Annotated in this window: 15 protein-coding genes; 7 read left to right on the top strand and 8 right to left on the bottom strand. The window is 69.3% G+C overall.

From position 1 onward, the window contains the following. The first annotated feature begins 20 nt into the window (after positions 1-20). From JOD64_RS24285 to JOD64_RS24265, 5 genes are all read left to right on the top strand, one after another. A complete protein-coding gene (locus tag JOD64_RS24285) occupies positions 21-1,148 on the top strand; it encodes a DegT/DnrJ/EryC1/StrS family aminotransferase (RefSeq protein WP_204944343.1) in 1,128 nt (375 codons plus the stop codon). A 14-nt stretch (positions 1,149-1,162) separates the two neighbouring features. Further along, positions 1,163-2,197 carry a GNAT family N-acetyltransferase gene (locus JOD64_RS33840; RefSeq protein ID WP_204944342.1) on the top strand — a complete coding sequence of 345 codons (1,035 nt, stop codon included), beginning with the start codon at positions 1,163-1,165 and terminating at the stop codon, positions 2,195-2,197. Beyond that, the gene (locus JOD64_RS24275) at positions 2,194-2,817 is read left to right on the top strand and encodes a sugar transferase (protein ID WP_204944341.1); all 624 of its coding nucleotides are present in this window, start codon (positions 2,194-2,196) and stop codon (positions 2,815-2,817) included. The genes JOD64_RS33840 and JOD64_RS24275 overlap by 4 nt, the downstream gene beginning before the upstream one ends. Next, on the top strand, positions 2,814-3,587 hold the full coding sequence (locus tag JOD64_RS24270) for a GNAT family N-acetyltransferase (protein WP_204944340.1): 774 nt from the start codon (positions 2,814-2,816) through the stop codon (positions 3,585-3,587). Before JOD64_RS24275 ends, JOD64_RS24270 begins: the two co-directional genes overlap by 4 nt. A gap of 126 nt (positions 3,588-3,713) precedes the next feature. Next, entirely contained in the window at positions 3,714-5,588 is a 1,875-nt protein-coding gene (locus tag JOD64_RS24265) for a polysaccharide biosynthesis protein (RefSeq protein WP_204944339.1), read from the top strand. Positions 5,589-5,649: 61 nt separating this feature from the next. On the opposite strand, the gene wecB is transcribed toward JOD64_RS24265, so the two are convergent. The 4 genes from wecB to JOD64_RS24245 are packed head-to-tail and all read right to left on the bottom strand — an operon-like array spanning position 5,650 to position 10,167. After that, positions 5,650-6,774: a non-hydrolyzing UDP-N-acetylglucosamine 2-epimerase gene (gene wecB / locus JOD64_RS24260; RefSeq protein ID WP_204944338.1), complete on the bottom strand. Its 1,125-nt coding sequence runs from the start codon at positions 6,772-6,774 to the stop codon at positions 5,650-5,652. After that, positions 6,771-8,009: a glycosyltransferase family 4 protein gene (locus JOD64_RS24255; RefSeq protein ID WP_204944337.1), complete on the bottom strand. Its 1,239-nt coding sequence runs from the start codon at positions 8,007-8,009 to the stop codon at positions 6,771-6,773. The genes wecB and JOD64_RS24255 overlap by 4 nt, the downstream gene beginning before the upstream one ends. Next, the gene (locus tag JOD64_RS24250; protein WP_204944336.1) at positions 8,006-9,133 is read right to left on the bottom strand and encodes a polysaccharide biosynthesis C-terminal domain-containing protein; all 1,128 of its coding nucleotides are present in this window, start codon (positions 9,131-9,133) and stop codon (positions 8,006-8,008) included. Before JOD64_RS24250 ends, JOD64_RS24255 begins: the two co-directional genes overlap by 4 nt. Next, positions 9,127-10,167 (bottom strand): SDR family NAD(P)-dependent oxidoreductase, encoded by a 1,041-nt coding sequence (locus JOD64_RS24245; protein WP_204944335.1) that lies wholly within the window; start codon positions 10,165-10,167, stop codon positions 9,127-9,129. Before JOD64_RS24245 ends, JOD64_RS24250 begins: the two co-directional genes overlap by 7 nt. Before the next feature lie 545 nt (positions 10,168-10,712). On the opposite strand from JOD64_RS24245, the gene JOD64_RS24240 reads away from it, so the two are divergent. Beyond that, positions 10,713-11,987, top strand: a complete 1,275-nt coding sequence (locus JOD64_RS24240; RefSeq protein ID WP_204944334.1) for a hypothetical protein — start codon at positions 10,713-10,715, stop codon at positions 11,985-11,987. On the opposite strand, the gene JOD64_RS24235 is transcribed toward JOD64_RS24240, so the two are convergent. Both JOD64_RS24235 and JOD64_RS24230 read right to left on the bottom strand, forming a co-directional pair. After that, positions 11,958-13,196: a glycosyltransferase gene (locus JOD64_RS24235; protein ID WP_239561634.1), complete on the bottom strand. Its 1,239-nt coding sequence runs from the start codon at positions 13,194-13,196 to the stop codon at positions 11,958-11,960. The two genes, JOD64_RS24240 and JOD64_RS24235, sit on opposite strands and share 30 nt — an antisense overlap. Positions 13,197-13,282: 86 nt before the next feature. Further along, positions 13,283-14,419, bottom strand: coding sequence for a glycosyltransferase family 4 protein (locus JOD64_RS24230; RefSeq protein ID WP_204944332.1), 1,137 nt, complete (start codon positions 14,417-14,419; stop codon positions 13,283-13,285). A gap of 242 nt (positions 14,420-14,661) precedes the next feature. Here JOD64_RS24230 and JOD64_RS24225 point away from each other — a divergent pair, with 242 nt between their 5' ends. Then, positions 14,662-15,807 carry a glycosyltransferase gene (locus JOD64_RS24225; RefSeq protein ID WP_204944331.1) on the top strand — a complete coding sequence of 382 codons (1,146 nt, stop codon included), beginning with the start codon at positions 14,662-14,664 and terminating at the stop codon, positions 15,805-15,807. Here the strand turns inward: JOD64_RS24225 and JOD64_RS24220 are convergent. Both JOD64_RS24220 and JOD64_RS24215 read right to left on the bottom strand, forming a co-directional pair. Then, positions 15,791-16,354, bottom strand: a complete 564-nt coding sequence (locus JOD64_RS24220; RefSeq protein ID WP_204944330.1) for a DapH/DapD/GlmU-related protein — start codon at positions 16,352-16,354, stop codon at positions 15,791-15,793. The genes JOD64_RS24225 and JOD64_RS24220 overlap by 17 nt on opposite strands. Next, the gene (locus JOD64_RS24215) at positions 16,314-17,702 is read right to left on the bottom strand and encodes a lipopolysaccharide biosynthesis protein (RefSeq protein ID WP_204944329.1); all 1,389 of its coding nucleotides are present in this window, start codon (positions 17,700-17,702) and stop codon (positions 16,314-16,316) included. The genes JOD64_RS24220 and JOD64_RS24215 overlap by 41 nt, the downstream gene beginning before the upstream one ends. Positions 17,703-17,836: the final 134 nt, after the last annotated feature.

Raw genomic sequence — 17,836 nt, 5'->3', positions numbered from 1 at the left:
ACAGCGGGAGTCATCCGAGCATGAGCAAGGTTCACCTCTCTCCGCCCGACGTCGGCCCGCTCGAGGAGGCGTACGCCCTGGCGGCCATCCGCTCCGGCTGGGTCGCGCCACTGGGGCCGGACGTCGACGCCTTCGAAGCCGAGCTGGCCGAACGGATCGGCACGGCGTACGCGGTGGCCACCAGTTCCGGGACGGCCGCGCTGCACCTGGCGCTGCTGGCGGTCGGCGCCGGCCCCGGGCAGGTCGTCGTCATGCCGACCCTGACCTTCGCGGCCACCGCCAACGCGGCCGTCTACACCGGCGCCGAGCCGATCTTCGTCGACTGCGATCCGACGACCGGCAACATCGACGTGGACCTGCTCGAGCCGCTGCTGGAACGGCTCGACACCGAGGGCCGACGGGTCGCGGCGGTCCTGCCGGTGGACATGTTCGGCGTCTGCGCCGACTACGAGCGTCTGCTGCCCATCTGCGCGCGGGCCGGTCATCCGGTCATCGAGGACGCCGCCGAGTCCCTCGGCGCCACCCGCTCCGGCCGGGCCGCCGGATCGTTCGGCCGGGCCGGCGTGCTGTCCTTCAACGGCAACAAGATCATGACCACGTCGGGCGGTGGCATGCTGCTCACCGACGACGCCGAACTCGCAGCCCGTGCCCGCTACCTGGCGACCCAGGCGCGGCAACCCGTCGCCCACTACGAACACACGGAAATCGGCTACAACTACCGGCTGAGCAACGTGTTGGCGGCGATCGGGCGGGCGCAGCTTTGTCGGCTGGACGGCATGATCCGCCGTCGCCGCGAGTTACGCGACCAGTACGCCAAGCTCTTCGCCGCCGTGCCCGGGGTCCGGCTGCTCGCCGACGGTGATCCGGGCGCCAACTGCTGGCTGACCACGATTGTGGTGGAGCCGGAGGCGTCCGGGTGGTGGCCCGCCGAGCTGGCCGCCCACCTCGCCGCGCAGGACATCGAGACGCGTCCGGTGTGGAAGCCGATGCACCTGCAGCCGGTGCACGCCGGGGCGGAGGCGGTGCTCACCGGAGCCGCGGAGCGGCTCTTCGCCAACGGCCTCACCCTGCCCAGCGGCTCCGGGATGAGCGACCACGCCGGCGAGCGGGTCCGTCAGGCCATCGGCGAATTCCTGTGCAGCCGGTGAGCGACGGATTCACGGTGACCGGACCCGGGTCCCACGCTGCCCTCGACGTCGCCTGTCCCGACGTCTACTTCACCGCCGGCTACGGCCGGGCCGCCGCCGAGACCGACTCGGGCAACTGGCAGACCATCCACGAGGCCGACCGGCTGATGCTGCCGCACGTACTGCGGCCGGTAGGCGACACCGACGCCGACGCCACCAGCCCGTACGGCTACTCCGGCCTGCATGTCGACGCCGCGTGCACCCCGGCGGACCTGGCCCGTTTCTGGTCCCGTGCCGTCGCCCACTGGCGCGAGTCCGCTGTCGTCGCGCTCTTCCTCCGCTTCTCGCCGCTGGATGCCGCCTCGGTCGAGGCGGTGCGGGGGCTCGGGACCGTCGCGTTGACCCGCCGGGCGGACACCGTCACCGTCGACGTGTCGCAGGGACCGGATCAGGTGTGGGACGGCATGCAGGGGCGGTCCCGTACCGCCATCCGCAAGGCCCGCAGCAAGGGCCTGACCAGCACCGTCCGGCCCGTCGAGCAGGAGGACCTGTTGCCCGGCGCCCCGTTCCGTCGGCTCTACGAGTCCACCATGGCTCGGCTGGGCAGCCAGCTCTGGTATCTGTTCCCCGACCGCTACTACCGCCAACTGGCCGCCGGGCTGGACAAGGCGCTGTGCATCGCCGAGGTCCGCGACCCGGACGCCAGCGTGGTGGCCGCCGCCCTCGTGCTGCGGCACCGGGACCGGGCCCACTACCACCTGGCCGGGTCCGATCCGCTGGCCGCCCGCGACGGCGCCAACAACCTGCTGGTCTGGAGCATCCTGGAGTGGGCCACGCAGCAGGGGTGCCGGCTGGTCCACCTCGGTGGCGGCGTCCGTGCCGAGGACGGGCTCTTCCAGTTCAAGCGCTCCTTCGGGGGTGCCCGTACCCCGTTCTGGACGGGCGCGGCGGTGATCGCCCCCGAGCGGTACCGGGAGTTGGTCGCCGCCCGGGCGAAACAACTGGGCAGGTCGACCGAGGACCTGGCGTCCAGCGGTTACTTCCCCGCATACCGGGCGGGTGTCACATGAGCGCCGACACCCAACGCCGGATCAAACGGCTTATCGACATCGTCGTCAGCCTGACCGTCCTGGTCCTGCTGTCCCCGGTGCTGGCGGTGGCCGCGATCCTGATCCGTCTGCGACTGGGCAAACCGGTCGTGTTCAGCCAGCAACGGACCGGCCGGGCGGGCCGCCCCTTCACGGTCTACAAGCTGCGGACGATGACCGACGAACGCGACGCGGACGGTGTGCTCCTGCCGGACGGACAGCGATGCAAGGGCATCGGTCTGCTGCTGCGGCGGGCGAGCATCGACGAGCTTCCCCAGTTGGTCAACGTGCTGAAGGGTGAGCTCAGCCTGGTCGGTCCGCGCCCACTGCTGCCGCGCTACGACCCGTGGTACACCGACCGCGAGCGACTGCGGTTCGAGGTGCCACCGGGGATCACCGGTCTGGCGCAGATCCACGGGCGCAACGGGCTGGCCTGGAACGAGCGGCTCGAGCTGGACGTCGTCTACGTCACGAACTGGTCGCTCTGGCTGGAGCTGCAGATCATCGCCCGCACCATCCGTACGGTCCTCACCGGCGCCGGCGTCGCCAAGGACCCGTCGGCGCAGATGCTGGACCTCGACCGGGAGCGGATGCTGACGTGACCGTCCTGGTGACGCGGACCGCCATCGTCACCGTTGACGAGCCGACCGATCCGCACCTCGACGGCATCGTGGAGCTGCTCCGCCAGTCCATACCCGCCGAGTGCGCGGGCTTGACGCCGGTTCACGCGGCCAACTTTTCCGCCTACCTCGCCGCCGCCGTCAGCCCGCCCCGCAGCCTTCGAACGGTGATGCTCCGCTGCGTCCGCGACTCGTCCGGGGTACGTGCGGTCGCCGACTGGCGGGTTCTGGGCGGGCGACTCTTCCTCAACGGGATCGCGGTCGCCGCCGACCAGCGGGGGCGGGGATGGGGCGGGCTGCTGCTCGACGACGGGTGCGACCTGGCCCGTCGGCTCGGGTGCACCGAGCTCGCTCTGGACGTGTCGGTGCGGAACCCGGGGGCGCGTCGCCTCTACGAGCGTCGCGGCTTCGCCGACGAGACGTACGCACAGTGGACCGAGGTCACCCCCGACGGGTCCGCTCCCAATCCCCACGTCCGCCTGCTGGACTGGCCGTCGTTCGTGGCGCACCACTCGGCGTACGGCTTCGGTGATCTTCGAGTCAGGTCGGAGGCCGGCGCGACGAGCGTCCGTGTCGTCGGCGCGGCCCTGCGTCTGCCCGCGGAGGTCACCGGCCCGGGTCTCGCCGCCGCACTGACCGAGGTCGTTCCGGCCACCCGCTGCTACCGGATTCGCACCGTTTCCGGGGCCGGGACGACCGGTGGCTTCGCCCACTTCGCCCGGATGTCCCGTCCCGTCGACCGCCAGGTCTGAACGAACCGACCAGCGGGGCGAAACGCGAAACAGACCACTGATCAGCAAATAGGAGGTATCACTACACAAGGTGCGAAAGTGCCGCCGCCCGTGCTGGCGGCCGAACGATTGGGACGAGGAACATACATGCCGTGGCACATCGGAAAAGAACGATGCGCGGAAAAGGTCGGAGCACGACGGAGAGCGGTGCCTCGGACCGCTGCGCTCCTCGGCACGGACGGTGCGGCCTGGATTATTGGGGCCCTGGTGGCCACCTGGGCGCGCTATGAGTTCGCCCTCACCGAGAACCAACTGATCCGGGCGGTGACCCTCGGCGCCTTCACGGCGGTCCTGCACGCCGCGTTGGTGCCGCTGCGGCGGCTCCGCTCGGGCCGGCACCCCATCGGGAGCCTGCAGGAGGTGCAGGGCGTGGCCGGTACGGCGATCACGACCGCGAGCCTCGTGACGGTGAGCCTGCTGCTGCTCGCCGACCGACCGGTACCCGCCAGCACCCCACTCATCGGTGGTGCCCTAGCCATGCTGTTCATGCTCGCCGCACGGTTCGCGTACCGGCACCGCCACGATCTCGCCATGCGCCCCGACGTCCGGTCGGCGACACCGGTGCTGCTGTTCGGCATGGGCGACGCCGGTCAGGGGCTGCTGCGGGCGATGCTCGGCGACCCACGCGGACGGTACCTGCCGGTCGGCGCGCTCGACGACGATCCGGAGAAGCACAACCTGCGCGTGGGCGGCGTACGGGTGCTGGGCGGTCGGAACGACGTCGGCAGCGCCGTCCGCCGCTCCGGCGCCAGCACCGTGATCTTCTCGGTCGCCAACGCCGACGCCGCCCTCATCCGTCAGATCCGCGAGGCGACCCTCGAGACGGGCGCCGCCTTCAAGGTGCTGCCGCCCGTACGGGACCTGGTGGACCACCGGATCACCGTCACCGACGTCCGCGACGTGCAGATCAGTGACCTGCTCGGACGCCGCCAGGTCGTCGCGGACCTGCCGCTGAGCACCAACAGCCTGACCGGCCTGCGGGTTCTGATCACCGGCGCCGGCGGCTCGATCGGCTCGGAGCTCTGCCGACAGGTCATGAAGGCCGACCCGGGCGAGATGATGATGCTGGACCGCGACGAGTCGGCCCTGCACAGCCTCCAGATGTCGCTGGCCGGGCGTGCCCTGCTCGACGGCCCGGACCTGATCCTCGCCGACCTGCGCGACGACGAGGGCATCCGCCGGATCATCCGAGAACGCCGCCCGGACGTCATCTTCCACGCGGCGGCGCTCAAGCACCTGACCCTGCTCCAGCGGCACCCCGGTGAGGCGGTCAAGACGAACGTCTGGGGCACCCTGTCGGTGCTGGACGCCTGCCAGGACGTGGCCAAGTTCGTGAACATCTCCACGGACAAGGCGGCCAACCCGATCAGCGCCCTCGGCTACTCCAAGCGGATCACCGAACTGCTGACCGCGCACGCCGCGTCGCGCTTTCCGGGGACGTTCCTCAGCGTCCGGTTCGGCAACGTGTTGAGTAGCCGCGGCTCGGTGGTGACGGCGTTCCAACGGCAGATCGAGGCCGGGAAGCCCCTGACGGTCACCCACCCGGAGGTGACCCGCTACCTGATGACCGTCCAGGAGGCCGTCCACCTGGTGCTCCAGGCCGCGGAGATCGGCCAGGACGGGGAGGCTCTGGTGCTGGACATGGGCGAGCCGGTGCGGATCGCCGACCTGGCCCGGCAGATGGCCGAGCACGCGGCTAGCAACGTCCCGATCGTCTACACCGGGCTGCGCCCGGGCGAGAAACTCCATGAGGACCTGCTCGGCGCCGGCGAGATCGACGCCCGGCCGTTCCATCCGCTGGTGTCGCACGTGGCGGTGCCGGCGCTGGACCCGATGGAGGTGAGCGGGCTGGACCCGTACGCCGAGCCGGCGAAGGTCGTCGAGCAGCTCGCTCTGCTCTGCACCCAGCCGACCGGTCCGGTGGTGAACGGCCCGCTGGGCGTACCGCTGCAGTCGCACTGACGAACGACCGGAGGGCCGGCCACCGCAGTTCGCGGTGGCCGGCCCCGTTTGTCGTCGACGTTCAGCGGCGGATGCCCGCCCAGTCGTGGTGCCGGCGGACGGTGGAGAGGATGAAGTCGACGACCCGCCGGGAGGTGTCCGGCACCCGGTAGTCGACCGGGCAGGGCACGCCCTGCGCGGCGACCTGGGCGACGGTCACCTCGACGGCCTCGACCACGCCCTGCGGGTCGAGGCCGGTCATGATGATGCCGCCCGCGTCGAGTGCCTCCGGGCGTTCGATCGACTCGCGCAGTGTCACCGCGGGAAAGCCGAGGATGGCGGACTCCTCGCTGATCGTCCCGCTGTCGGACAGGGTGCAGTACGCCCTGGTCTGCAGGTGCACGTAGTCGAGCAGACCGAACGGCTCGTGGAAGGCGATGCCGTCCAACGCGGTGGCGTCCGGGGCCAGCGCCTCCAGCCGTTTACGGGTGCGCGGGTGGGTGGAGACCAGCACCGGGAGGCTCCAGCGGTCGCGTACCGCGACCAGGCAGTCCAGCAGCTTGCGGAGCCGGTCGGGGCGGTCCACGTTCTCCTCACGGTGTGCGCTGACCAGGAAGTAGCCGCCCCGGTCAAGCTCCAACCGGCTCAGGATTCTCGAGCTGGCGATCGGCGCCCGGTAGTGCTCCAGCACCTCGCGCATCGGTGAGCCAGTGTGCAGGATCCGGCGCGGGTGCAGACCCTCGGCGAGCAGGTTGCGCCGGGCGTGTTCGGTGTACACCAGGTTGAAGTCCGCAACGTGGTCGACCAGCCGGCGGTTGGTCTCCTCCGGAACGTTCAGGTCGAAGCAGCGGTTTCCGGCCTCCATGTGGTAGACCGGCACGCGCATGCGCCGCGCCATCAGCGCGGCGATGCAGCTGTTGGTGTCGCCGAGCACCAGCAGCGCGTCCGGGCGCAGCTCGGCGATCGCCTGCTCCATGCCGACCAGCACGCCGCCGAGGACCCGGCCGAGCGAGGAGGTGTCGACCTCCAGGAACCGGTCCGGCTGGCGCAGCCGCAGCTCGGTGAAGAACACCTCGGACAGCGTCGGGTCCCAGTTCTGCCCGGTGTGGACCAGGACGTGGTCCACCGTGTCGTCGAGCCGGGCGAGCACCCGGGACAGCCGGATGATCTCCGGTCGAGTGCCGACCACCGTCATGATCCTGGTCATGCCCGTCCTCTCTGCGCAGCGACCTTGGTCAGGATGTCCTCGAACTGGTCGACGCCCACCCGCAGCGACATCCGCTCCTGGTAGACGTGTCGGGCCCGACGACCCATGTCGCGTCGAACGTCGGCGGGCACGGCGGCCGCCGTCACGAACCTGTCGGCGAGCGTCGGCCAGTCCTCCGGCGGGCAGACGAGACCGAACTCGGCCGACTGGACGAGGGCCGCGGTGTCGCCACCCGCCGCGGCGATCACCGGCACCCCGCAGGCCAACGCGGCCTGCAGCTTCGACGGGACGGCGGCCCGCAGGGCGGGCAGGTCACGCAGGCACACCAGTTGCCAGTCCGCCGCCGCGGACAGCTCCGCCATCTTCTCCGGCGGGTGTCGACCGATGAACCGCACGTTGTCGGCGCCCAGGTCGGCCGCGAGCCGACGGGCAGCGTCCTCGCCCGCACCGGAACCGACCAGCACCAGGTCCATCCGGTCCCGGGCGGCGGCCGCCGCACGGATGGCGGTGTCGAGGCCCTGCAACAGCCCCAGGTTGCCGGCGAACATCACGGTGCAACGCCCCCGATGACCCAGCACCGCACGGGCCTCGGCGGTGACCGGCACCGGACGGAACAGCGCGTCGTCGGTCCAGTTCCAGACCACCCGAATCCGGTCCGGGTCGGCGCCACGGGCCACGACCTGCTCGGCCATGGTCGGCGAGATCACCACGATCGTGTCGGCCAACCGGTACGTCCCCCGCATCAGCGCCCCGACGGCCCGCTCCAGCGTGCGACCGACCCGGCCGGTGGGTGCCATGCCGGAATGCGTCACCGAATCCGGCCACAGGTCCTGTACGTGCAGCACGACCGGTGTCCGCCGGGTAGCGCGCAGCAGTGCCGCGGCGGCGGCGGCCGTGGGCGGCGGGTGGTAGACGTACGTGACGTCGACGTCGGCGAGCCACCGCACCCCGGCCAGCGCGCTGCTGGCACCGAAGGAGAGGTGGCTCACCGCCCGCCGGAGCGCGGAGGCGTCGTGACTCGGGTAGGCCGGGACCCGCCGGACCGCCACCGATCCGTCGGTCTCCCGATGCCCCCACCGCTGCCGCCAGCCGGGATACACGCGGCCGTGCGGATAGCTCGGGAAGGTGGTGAGCACCCGCACCTGATGTCCGCGCTCGGCGAGCCCGTGCGCGAGGTTCCCGGGGATGAACGCTCCCTCCGGGGGGTACCACTGGCTGATCAGACCAACCTTCACGCGCCGACCGCCACCGGCGCTGTCCGCGTCGCCTCCACCGGCTCGGGCCAGGTGTCCGGCCGGTCCGGGTCGAACAGCTCGTTGGTCCAGAACATCGTCAGCAGCTCGTCCGAGCCGGTGTTGACCAGCTTGTGCACCCACATGGTGGGCATGTCCACGAGCACCGGCTCGTCGCCGGTGACCGCGAACCGCAATACCTCGGCATCATCGACCCGGCGCAGACTGATCTCGGCCGTCCCGCGCAGCACCACGAACCGCTCCACCTTCGCCAGGTGGAAGTGCTCACCACGGGTGATGCCGGGGCGGGTGGTGGAGCAGAACGTCTGCCCGGCGCCGCCGTGCGCCTTGACCGTCTCGACCAGCTCACCGCGGGCGTCGGCCCGGCGCGGCAGCGCGAGCGGGTAGTGCGCCGGGAAGCAGTGCGACCGGTAGGTGTTGAACAGGCGCACATCGTGCCGGTCGAGCAACGACGGGATCTCCCCGGTCCGGTACGTCGCGGCCATGGCCGCGAGCCGGCTGGCCAACCCCTGCACACCGATCCGCAGCGGCGGCATGGCCGGATCCCACGACCCGCCGGCGGCAACGCCGATGAGCCGGGCAGCCGCGTCGGTGACGTGCACGAGGCTCAGCTCACGATCGGCGTGCACCTCCGGCCGGCCGCCCTCGGCGAGCACCCGGCAGAACGTCGCCGCCGCCGAGTTGTAGTAGGGACGGCCGTGCTCGCCGTAGAGATTCGGCAGCAACACGTCGTCGAGGTCGATGCCAGTGCCGGCCAGGACCCGCGCAGCGGTGGCCTTGGCGTCGCCGTACGGGGTGCCGTTGCCGGCCTGCACCGAGTTGGCGTAGACCACCCGCGCCGGCGGGTTCGCGCAGTGCCTGAAACCCTCGGCGAGTTGCGCGGCGAGCTGCACGTTGCCGGCGGCGACATCGGCTGGCTCACCCCGGTTGACGCCGGCCAGGTGCAGCACCCGGTCGACCCCGGCCACCTTCGCCGCGACCACGCCGGGATCGGTGAGGTCGTCGCGGGTCACCACGACCGGTTCCGGCCAACCCAGAGCGCGCAGCAGCACCCGGACGTGCCAGCCGAGGAAGCCCCCGGCACCGGTGACGGCGAACCTCAGCACGCCAACACCGGGTCCCGCAGCGCCAGCTCGGCGCGTACCTCGGGCAAACCCTTCAGCAACTTGATGATCTCGGGTACGCCGAGTTGCGGCGCGTTCGCCGAGTTGAAGTCCTCGGTCGGCCCGCCACCGAGGTCGCCCTCGGAGACGTAGAGCGCGTAGTTGAGATCACGGGCGTCGAGCGGCACCCGGAGGAAGTCGCCGAAGTCCTCGGCCTGGGCGAGCTCCTCCCTGCTGGCCAGTGTCTCGGCCTGCTTCTCCCCGTGCCGCACACCGATCACGTCGAGCTTGGCGGGCACGTCGAAGAGGTGGCACACCGCTTCGGCCAGGTCGCCGACGGTGCAGGCGGCGGCCTTGCGGATGAAAATGTCGCCGGGCCGCGCGTGGTGGAAGGCATGCTCGACCAGCTCGACCGAGTCGGCGAGCGACATCAGGAACCGGGTCATCCCCGCGTCGGTCACGGTGGGCGCCCGGCCAGCCTTGATCTGCTCGATGAAGAGCGGGATCACCGACCCACGCGAGTACATGACATTGCCGTACCGGACGCAGGAGACCGTGGTGGCGCTGTTCGGGTTGTTCCGGGCGTGCGCCTGGGCCACCTTCTCCATCAGCGCCTTGCTCATGCCCATCGCGTTCACCGGGTAGACGGCCTTGTCGGTGCTGAGCACCACGACCGATCCGACGCCGTTGCGCTCGGCGGCCTCGATGACGTTGGCGCTGCCCAGCACGTTGGTCCGGACGGCCTCCAACGGGAAGAACTCACAGGACGGCACCTGCTTGAGGGCGGCGGCGTGGAACACGTAGTCGATGCCCCGGCTGGCCTTGAGCACCGAGTCGTAGTCGCGAACGTCCCCGACGTAGTAGCGAACCCGCTCGTCACCGAGCAGCCGACGCATGCCGTCCTGCTTGGCCTCGTCCCGGCTCAGCACCCGGACCTCCCCGGCTCCACGGTCGAGGAGCCGGCGCACCATGGTCTGGCCGAAGGAACCCGTACCGCCGGTGATCAGCACGCGGCGTCCGGTGGTCGAGAAAGTCACTGTTTGCTCCCCGTCTCGTCTGGGCGGATCGCGGCAGCCGCACGTTCGGTCACGGGGCGGCTGTCACAACTCGGGCAACGAGCCGAAGACACTCCGGAAACGGTGAAACGGGTACGAAGCCCCGCAGCGTGGGGCTTCGTACAGGGCGGTCCACTGTTGAACCCTCCGACTGGTCATTCCGTCGGAGTCGTTTCAGGAAACACGCAAATCCCCCCATCGATCCTTGCTATAACAAGCTGCGGCCAGCTTGGCCCGGTCCCGCCCAAGGCGTGAAGTCAACGCCAGGAGAAGTGGCCACGTTGCCCGCGACGGCGCGCGGCAAACGGTCCGTGTGGCGGGGACGAGCGGAACGACCACCACCGGGAGTCGCCCGGCGGAGCAGGCATTGATGCGGGAGCACCGGTCGGATGACGATGACAACACCAGGCCTCCACGCACGTCGACTCGCGCCCCAGCCGACGTCACCGCGAGCGGTCGATCGCCGTCCGGCTCCCTTCCACCGTGCGCTCAGGGCCTGGCTGCCACTGCTACTGGCTGGCGCCTGGATGCTCGGCACCTTCGGCGTCTTCTGGACGGGTGCCATGGCGGAACAGGTCCCGAACCCGGGCCAGCTCTGCCTGTTCGTGTTCGCCGCCACCGGTGCGTTCGCCGTCGGCTACGCCGTGCAGATCTATCGCCGGGAACCTGGCCCGCAGGTCGGTGCGCCGCGGTCCACCGACGTCCGAAGGGTTCGCCGGCTCGTTCTCGCCAGCGGTGTCTACTACGTCGCCCTTGGTCTGAGCCTCCTCCTGGAGTACGGCGCAACCAGCCCGGGCAGCATCCTCGCCAGCCTGCAGGACCCGGCTGCGGCGTACGTCAACAAGTTCCTCGTCTACCAGGCGCAGCAGGACAGCGGGCGGACGAATCCGGCCATCCAGTTGCTGACCCTGCTCGGTGCGCTGGGTACCGCGCTCGTACCGCTGCTTGTTGTGTACTGGCGACGTCTGTCGAGTGGCCTGCGGCTCGTCGGGCTCACCGGCATGGCGGTCTACAGTCTTTTCTTCCTCTACATCGGCACGCTCAAAGGCCTGGGCGACTTCGTGCTGATGATTGCGGCCGGGTTGCTCATCGTGTCCTCACGTGATCGCGACCTTACCCGCCGAAAGGCGACGCACCGGGGCGCGAAGGTGATGGTCGCGTTGGTCGTCGTGCTCTTCTGCTCGTACATGATCAGTAGCCAGGCCGATCGGACAGAGCAGTTTGGGACACACGACCGCGTGCGAGCCAATCCGACTGTGGAGCGGGTTGTCGGTGAGCATCTCGCCACCGGTGTGGCCGCAATCGTCATTTATCCCACCCACGGTTACCTCGGCCTCGCGTACAACCTTGAGACGCCCTTCGCGTGGTCATACGGCCTGGGTAGCACTCCGGCGGTCACCTCGTACGCGAGTCAGTACCTGGACATCGACACCGACCGCCACCCGGCCTATCCGGCACGCACCGAGGAACGGACCGGTTGGCCGGCAGGCTTGTACTGGTCGACGCTCTATCCGTGGCTCGCGTCGGACCTCACCTTCCCGGGCACGGTGCTCTTCATGGGCCTCCTGGGTTGGTTCTTCGCCCGGCTCTGGCGTGAGGTGAACCTCTCGGGCCGGATCCTGCCGACGCTGATCTTCGTCCAGATGTGCCTGCTCGTCGCGTACATACCGGCGAACAATCAGATCGGCATGTCCCGGCCGGCGGTTATCGGTCTCGCCACGCTGCTGGTCCTCTACCTTGGGTCGGCGCTGCACCGCCGGACACGTAACGGTTCAGCGCCGCCCTACCTCATGCCGCGGTAGCTTGCGCTGCTGCGCCCGCACGTCATCCTGGTCGGGTGAGATGGTCGTCAACCCGGCCAGGAAGGACCGAATTCGTTGTCCCTGGGCCGCAGGCCCGCGCGTCTCCCGCACGAAGGCGGCCCCGGCGGCGCCGAGTGCCCGGCTCGCCTCGGGAGGCAGGGCGAGGGCGCGCAACATCGCTTCACGCAGACCCTCGACAGTGTCCGAGTCAGCGAAGAGAAGGTACCGCTCATAGTCGGGGGGAATGCCAGGCAGCCTCGTGGTCACCACCGGAACCCCGGTGGAGAGGTACTCAATGATCTTGGATGGAAACGAGTAGCGTACGAACGACTGGCCGACCGGCCGCGGGTTCACCAGGAGCGCCGCGCGGGCGAGCCGCTTGACCAACGCGTCGCGGTTGAGCAGTTCGGGAGGAACGACCCTGGGGTCCGACTTCGCCTGCGTCTCCAGCCAATCCTCCAACTCGCCCCGTCCGAACAGGAACAGGCGCAGGTCGGGCGCCGTCAAGCCACGGAACGCCTCAACCAGCCGATCGACCCCATAGGCCCGTGTGAGGCCTCCGGCGTACACCAGGGCACGAGTGGGACCGATCTTTGCACTGCTCGGCGACGCCTCGCTGGCCGCGTCGACGGACCCGATCGCGGTCGATGTGGACGGGTCGACGGAAGGCGGGTTGAAAATGCCCTCCATGACCAGACGAGGCACCGAGGGTGCGAAGTCATCGGCAAGCGCCGCGGTGAGGACCACGACACCGGAAGATCGACGCAGCGCCGAGCGCACCAGCGCACGATCCAGGCGGCGCAGCCCGCGCACGATTCGACCGTCGGTGGGAAGGGCGACCCCTGGGGGATCCGTCAGCACGGGCACCACTCGCACCCACCGTCGCCGCGCGGCCAGGACGCCGAACCACAGGAACGGCGTGTGTACGCCGTGGATCAGCAGTACATCGCTCCCCTGCCGGCGCAGCGCACGTCGGCCCGACCGCACAGCGGAAAGGAACCGTGTGAGGTGTTTGACGCCGAGCAGATTGACGAAGCCCAGTAGGTCGCCCTGCACACCGTCCTGCTGGAACCGCCCGGGGCGGAACAAGATCTTGCGATTCCGAGGGAAGGTCGAGGCAGGAGCCGCTGACACCAGATGCACCGGGCAACCCGCGGCACGGATGCTCTTGACCAGCCCCCAGGCGAACGTATGAGTCTGGGTGGGCATGACCACGTCCCGCTCCACGACTGTGTTGAACAGTTCGTCGTCGACTGTGAACCCCAGCAGCAGGACCCGGGGAAATGACTCGGAGGTCACGCCTCTCCTTCCAGCATTCGCCGGTAGACGCCGTCGAGTGCGCCGAGCATGACCTGGAGGCTGTAGCCGTCGTGCACCACCTTGTAGCCCGTCTGACCCATGTGCCGCCGCTCCCCAGCATCAGCAAGCAGGGGCCACAGCGCCGCAGCCAACTCGCCCGCGTCCCCCGCCGGCACCAGTCGACCACCACCGGAACGCAGCACCTCGACGTTGCCACCGACGGCGGACGCCACAACGGGCAGGGCGTGCGCCATCGCCTCCAACAGGGCGTTGGACAGGTTCTCGTGCAGGGTGGGGAACACGAAGACATCCGCCGCCGACAGCAGATCCGGCACGTCGAGTCGGTTGCCGAGCAGTCGAACCTCGGTACCACCGACCCGCGCCAGAGCGGCTGCGATTCCTGACCGGTCCGGCCCGTCGCCGGCGATCAGCAGGACCCGGCGACCGACCTGCGGAGGCAGCCGGCACAGCGCGTCCGCCAGTACCCTGAAGCCCTTGTCCCAGGTCAGACGCGCCACGGTGATCATCACCACGTCGTCTTCGGCCATGCCGAGCGCGGCGCGCGCCCGACTCCGGGCGGCGCTCGGATCGGCCGGCACGGGCACCCCGTTGGGAATCACGCCTACGAACTTTTCGGCCTGCTGACGCACGAAATCCCGGCCGGCCGCGTACTCGCACACGGTGGCGACATGACTGGCCATCCGGAGAGTGGCTGGTTCGGCACCGTGAACCAACAGCCGGCGCCGCCAGGAGGGGCCGACATGCCGTAGATCGCGCACGGTGCCGTGCACCGTCACCAGGATGCGCGGACAGCCCGCCATCCGGGCGGCCAGCACTGCGTGGAAGCCCTCGTTCTGTAGTCCACGCACATGCACGACGTCAGGACGCACCCTGCGCAGGAGCGGGATCCACTCCCGCAGCAAGGAGGTGTTGAGAGCGCCGTTGCCCCCGACCTGGTGCATCCGGACGAACTCGTACCGCTCGGCGAGCGGGGAGGCCAGCACCCGCTCCACTGCGGTCAGTGGGCCGTTCGCTCCTGGCCTACCTGCCGAATGCTGCACGACCACGGGACGGGATCGCACTGGCGGCCGGTTCGGGCCGTTCTGGCCGATGCTCAGATTGGATGACTTCACGCTCGCACCCCAACGTCGACCTACGGAGTACCGGCGGCGCGCCCTGATCCGCAGCAACAATATGAGTGCGTACAGTAACACCGGCATTAGCCTCTAATGCCCTAGGACACCCTCAAAAAGGGATGGATGGCATGGAGAGACAGGAGACCGTCGCGTTTCAGGCTCAACCCATCGCTCCCCCCGGCGCAACCACGCCCCGCCTGTTGGTCATCGCGGCCTTCCGGTTCCCACACGGTGATGCGATGTCGAATCGGATGCTCCAGCTGGCTCGCTCCGCGACCCCCCCGGGCACTCCGACCCTGGTCGTCAACGACTGGCCGAACGATGGGAGCCGACCCGATCCGGCTCCCCAACTGCCACCCGGCCTGCAACTGATCACGCTCTCGCGGGGTGGGGGAAACCAGATTCGTCGGTGGGTGCACCGGCAGGGCCGGGCCCTTCGAGTGCTGGCGGCACTGCGACGAGCGGGCATACGACGGGGCGACCTGCATGGCGTCTATCTCCCGGTAGGACTGTGGAATCTGACCACGTGGGCGGTGCTGCGCTCGACACTGCAATGCCCGCTGACGGTGGATGTCGTCGAACGACACGACTCCGCGCAGTTCCGCCATGGGCGCCTGACGCCCTATTTCATCCGGCATCGGTGGCACTCGTTCCTGGCTGCCCGGCTGGCAGACCGGATCATCGCCATCTCCACGGCACTTGAGCGCCACTACGCACGGCGCGGCAAACCGGTCTTGGTCGTACCTCCGCAGGTCGACTGCGCTGACTACGGGCCGCCCGCACCACCACCTATTCGGGACGGCCTTCGGCTGCTGTACGCCGGTACGGCCGGTGCCAAGGACCCACTCGGCGTGATCCTGGCGGGCATTCGCCGGCTCTCGCCGCCCGACCGTCAGCGGGTGCACCTGACCATCGCCGGAATGACGCGGGCACAGGCAACCTCCCTGTCCGACCTGGAGGGCGGCGCGGTGGCGGAGTTCGGCGACCAGATCACCTTCCTCGGCCGCGTACCGCGCTACCGAATCCTCGCCGAGCTGGGCGCGGCGCACTTCTCGGTGCTGGTTCGCCCTCGGGGAGGTTACGCCGAGGCCGGCTTCCCGTCGAAGGTGCCCGAAAGCCTGGCCGCCGGATGCCCCGTAATCCTGAACCACACCAGCGACCTTGCTCGTTACATCACCGACGGCCGGGAGGGCATCGTGCTCAGCGGACCGGGGCCGGACGACGTCCGGAACGGGATCGAACGCGCACTGGCCCTGGATGACGAGCAGTGGCGGTGGATGAGTCGCCGGTCCCGTGAAGGAGCGTGGAAATTCGACTACCAGTTCCGTGCCACCGAGGTGAGCAATTTCGTGACTGGTCGCGAAGCCGTTATCGCCGACCGTTAGGCAGCCCGTCAAGCCCAGCAACACCGTATATCTGGCGAATGACTTCGGCCTTCTCCTGCGCCGGCAGGTGACCGCAACCAAGCGACTTGGCTTTCATCATCGCGAGGTACTCGTCCATGCTGCGGACCACCCTGGCCGGCACACCTGCGGCCACGCTGTTAGCCGGGATGTCACGGGTGACCACCGAGCCGGCCCCGATGACGCACCGATTACCGATCCGCACACCGGGAAGGATGATCGTCCGCACGCCGATGTAGACGTCGTCGCCGACACTGATGGGCGCGGTCCACTCAAGATCGGGATGCTCCTTTCGCAGGATGAGGGTGCCCCCGTCATGGGTGACGAATTGAACTCCTGCCGTCACATAAACGTTGTCGCCCAGAGTGACCATCCAGGGCTCCGAACCGAACATGCTCCGGTCGATGCCGTAGAAACGCACTCGTCCACGCAGATTTACGCCAATCGAACGCGCAAACTCTTCTGGATTGCGGGCCGCTGCTCGTCGGTCACGCAGGGCGGCGAAGATGCCGCGGAGTGTACTTGTCATCACGCTCCATCCGGAAAGGACTTGACTCGTTCGTTGGAACGGCGGCCAGTGCCCTGCGGTACCCGACGACGGCGGCTGGAAGCACGGTGATCCCGTACGACATCGCCGCGGCGATCGCCACACCGGACAGGCCCACCCTCGTCGCCAGAAAGATCTTCAGCGGTACGGCGACGGCCAGGCAGGCTCCCCATCCGACGAACTGCGGCCTCAGCAGCCCGACGCTGTTCTGCACCATGAAGAGTGGTGCCGCCACAGCGACGAGGAACGACCACGCGGCAAGCGCGCCGAACAGCGAAGCCGGCATCCGTTCGAGGTCGTCCGAACGTACCCAGATCCGCAAAATATCGTTGCCGGTCAGGACAAGGCACAGGGCAGGCAGAGTTACCGCCGCCGCAGACAGGCAGGCCATCCGTCTGGTGCTGCGCCGCACCCAGGCCACATCTCCCCGAGCAAGCGCCTCGCCGTTCGCCGGCCACAGCGGCAGGTTCACCAGGGTCACGAACAGGGCCAGCACCGCGAACATCCGCAGTATCACTGCGTAGTTCGCAGCCGCATGCAGGCCGAGCACCCGGCCGACCAGGAAGCCGTCGATGTTGAGGGCGACGGAACTCAACAAGGAGAGCGCGAAGAACCGGGCCCCCAACCGGAGCAGTCCACGCGCTACCGGAGCACGCACGTCTCTGACGCGTGGTCGAAGGCTGGGGTCCTGCCAGCCGAAGTAGCAGATTGAGTTGGCGAGGTTCACCAAGGGCACGGCGAGCACCGCAGCCGCAATCACCAACGGCGGACTGGCGTGCGCGGCGACGGCGGTCACCACCAGGCCAGCGGAAGCAATACTTCCAACAGCTTGCCAGAGGTTACTTTGGGCGACCTGTTGGTGGGCGTACTGCACCCGCTGAATGAGGGCCAGCGGGATGTTGACCAGGAAGGCACCGAAGCAGAGCAACACCACCGCTCGGGCGTCCCGGGCCACCGCCGGGTCCTCGACGTTCAGTAACGTCGGCCAGGGGACCAGCCGGACGGTCACCAACAACACCAGTAGTAGCGCCACGGACAACGTACCGAGCAGGGCGTACGCACTCGCTATCTCCCGGGCAGCCGCGCGTCCTTCGCCGGTGGCATACAACCGAGAAAGCCGCGTGAGCAGGCCGTTACCGAGCCCGAAGTCGGCAAACAGCGCCATCGCGGTCAATGAGGAGATCGCCATCCACATGCCGTACCGCTCGGCGCCGAGATAGCGGAAGGCCACTGGGGTGATCAGCAGTGGCGCGGCCAGGCCGACGGCCTTGCCCGCCAGCGATGAGGCGATGCCGGTGACCAGCGCGCGACCACGGGACCGCCGCGCCACCGACTGGTCGCCGTCACGTGATCCCGGTCCCGCTGTAGCGGTCCGCGCCTCCGACGTGGTTGCCGCGGAAGCGCCGCCGGCCTTGCCGACCAGGACGGACGGACCCGCCCCGACCGCTGGAGGCCGATCGACCA

The sequence above is a fragment of the Micromonospora luteifusca genome, from assembly GCF_016907275.1.
GTDB classification, from domain to species: Bacteria; Actinomycetota; Actinomycetes; order Mycobacteriales; family Micromonosporaceae; genus Micromonospora; species Micromonospora luteifusca.
This window is presented reverse-complemented; position numbering and strand designations above follow the sequence as displayed.

What these genes read in the sequence shown, in the direction of transcription:
- JOD64_RS24285 (WP_204944343.1), top strand. Translation starts at nt 21, where the DNA reads ATGAGCAAGGTTCACCTCTCTCCGCCCGACGTCGGCCCGCTCGAGGAG.
- JOD64_RS24275 (WP_204944341.1), top strand. Translation starts at nt 2,194, where the DNA reads ATGAGCGCCGACACCCAACGCCGGATCAAACGGCTTATCGACATCGTC.
- JOD64_RS24265 (WP_204944339.1), top strand. Translation starts at nt 3,714, where the DNA reads ATGCCGTGGCACATCGGAAAAGAACGATGCGCGGAAAAGGTCGGAGCA.
- wecB (WP_204944338.1), bottom strand. Translation starts at nt 6,774, where the DNA reads ATGACCAGGATCATGACGGTGGTCGGCACTCGACCGGAGATCATCCGG.
- JOD64_RS24240 (WP_204944334.1), top strand. Translation starts at nt 10,713, where the DNA reads ATGCTCGGCACCTTCGGCGTCTTCTGGACGGGTGCCATGGCGGAACAG.
- JOD64_RS24235 (WP_239561634.1), bottom strand. Translation starts at nt 13,196, where the DNA reads ATGCCCACCCAGACTCATACGTTCGCCTGGGGGCTGGTCAAGAGCATC.
- JOD64_RS24225 (WP_204944331.1), top strand. Translation starts at nt 14,662, where the DNA reads ATGTCGAATCGGATGCTCCAGCTGGCTCGCTCCGCGACCCCCCCGGGC.
- JOD64_RS24220 (WP_204944330.1), bottom strand. Translation starts at nt 16,354, where the DNA reads ATGACAAGTACACTCCGCGGCATCTTCGCCGCCCTGCGTGACCGACGA.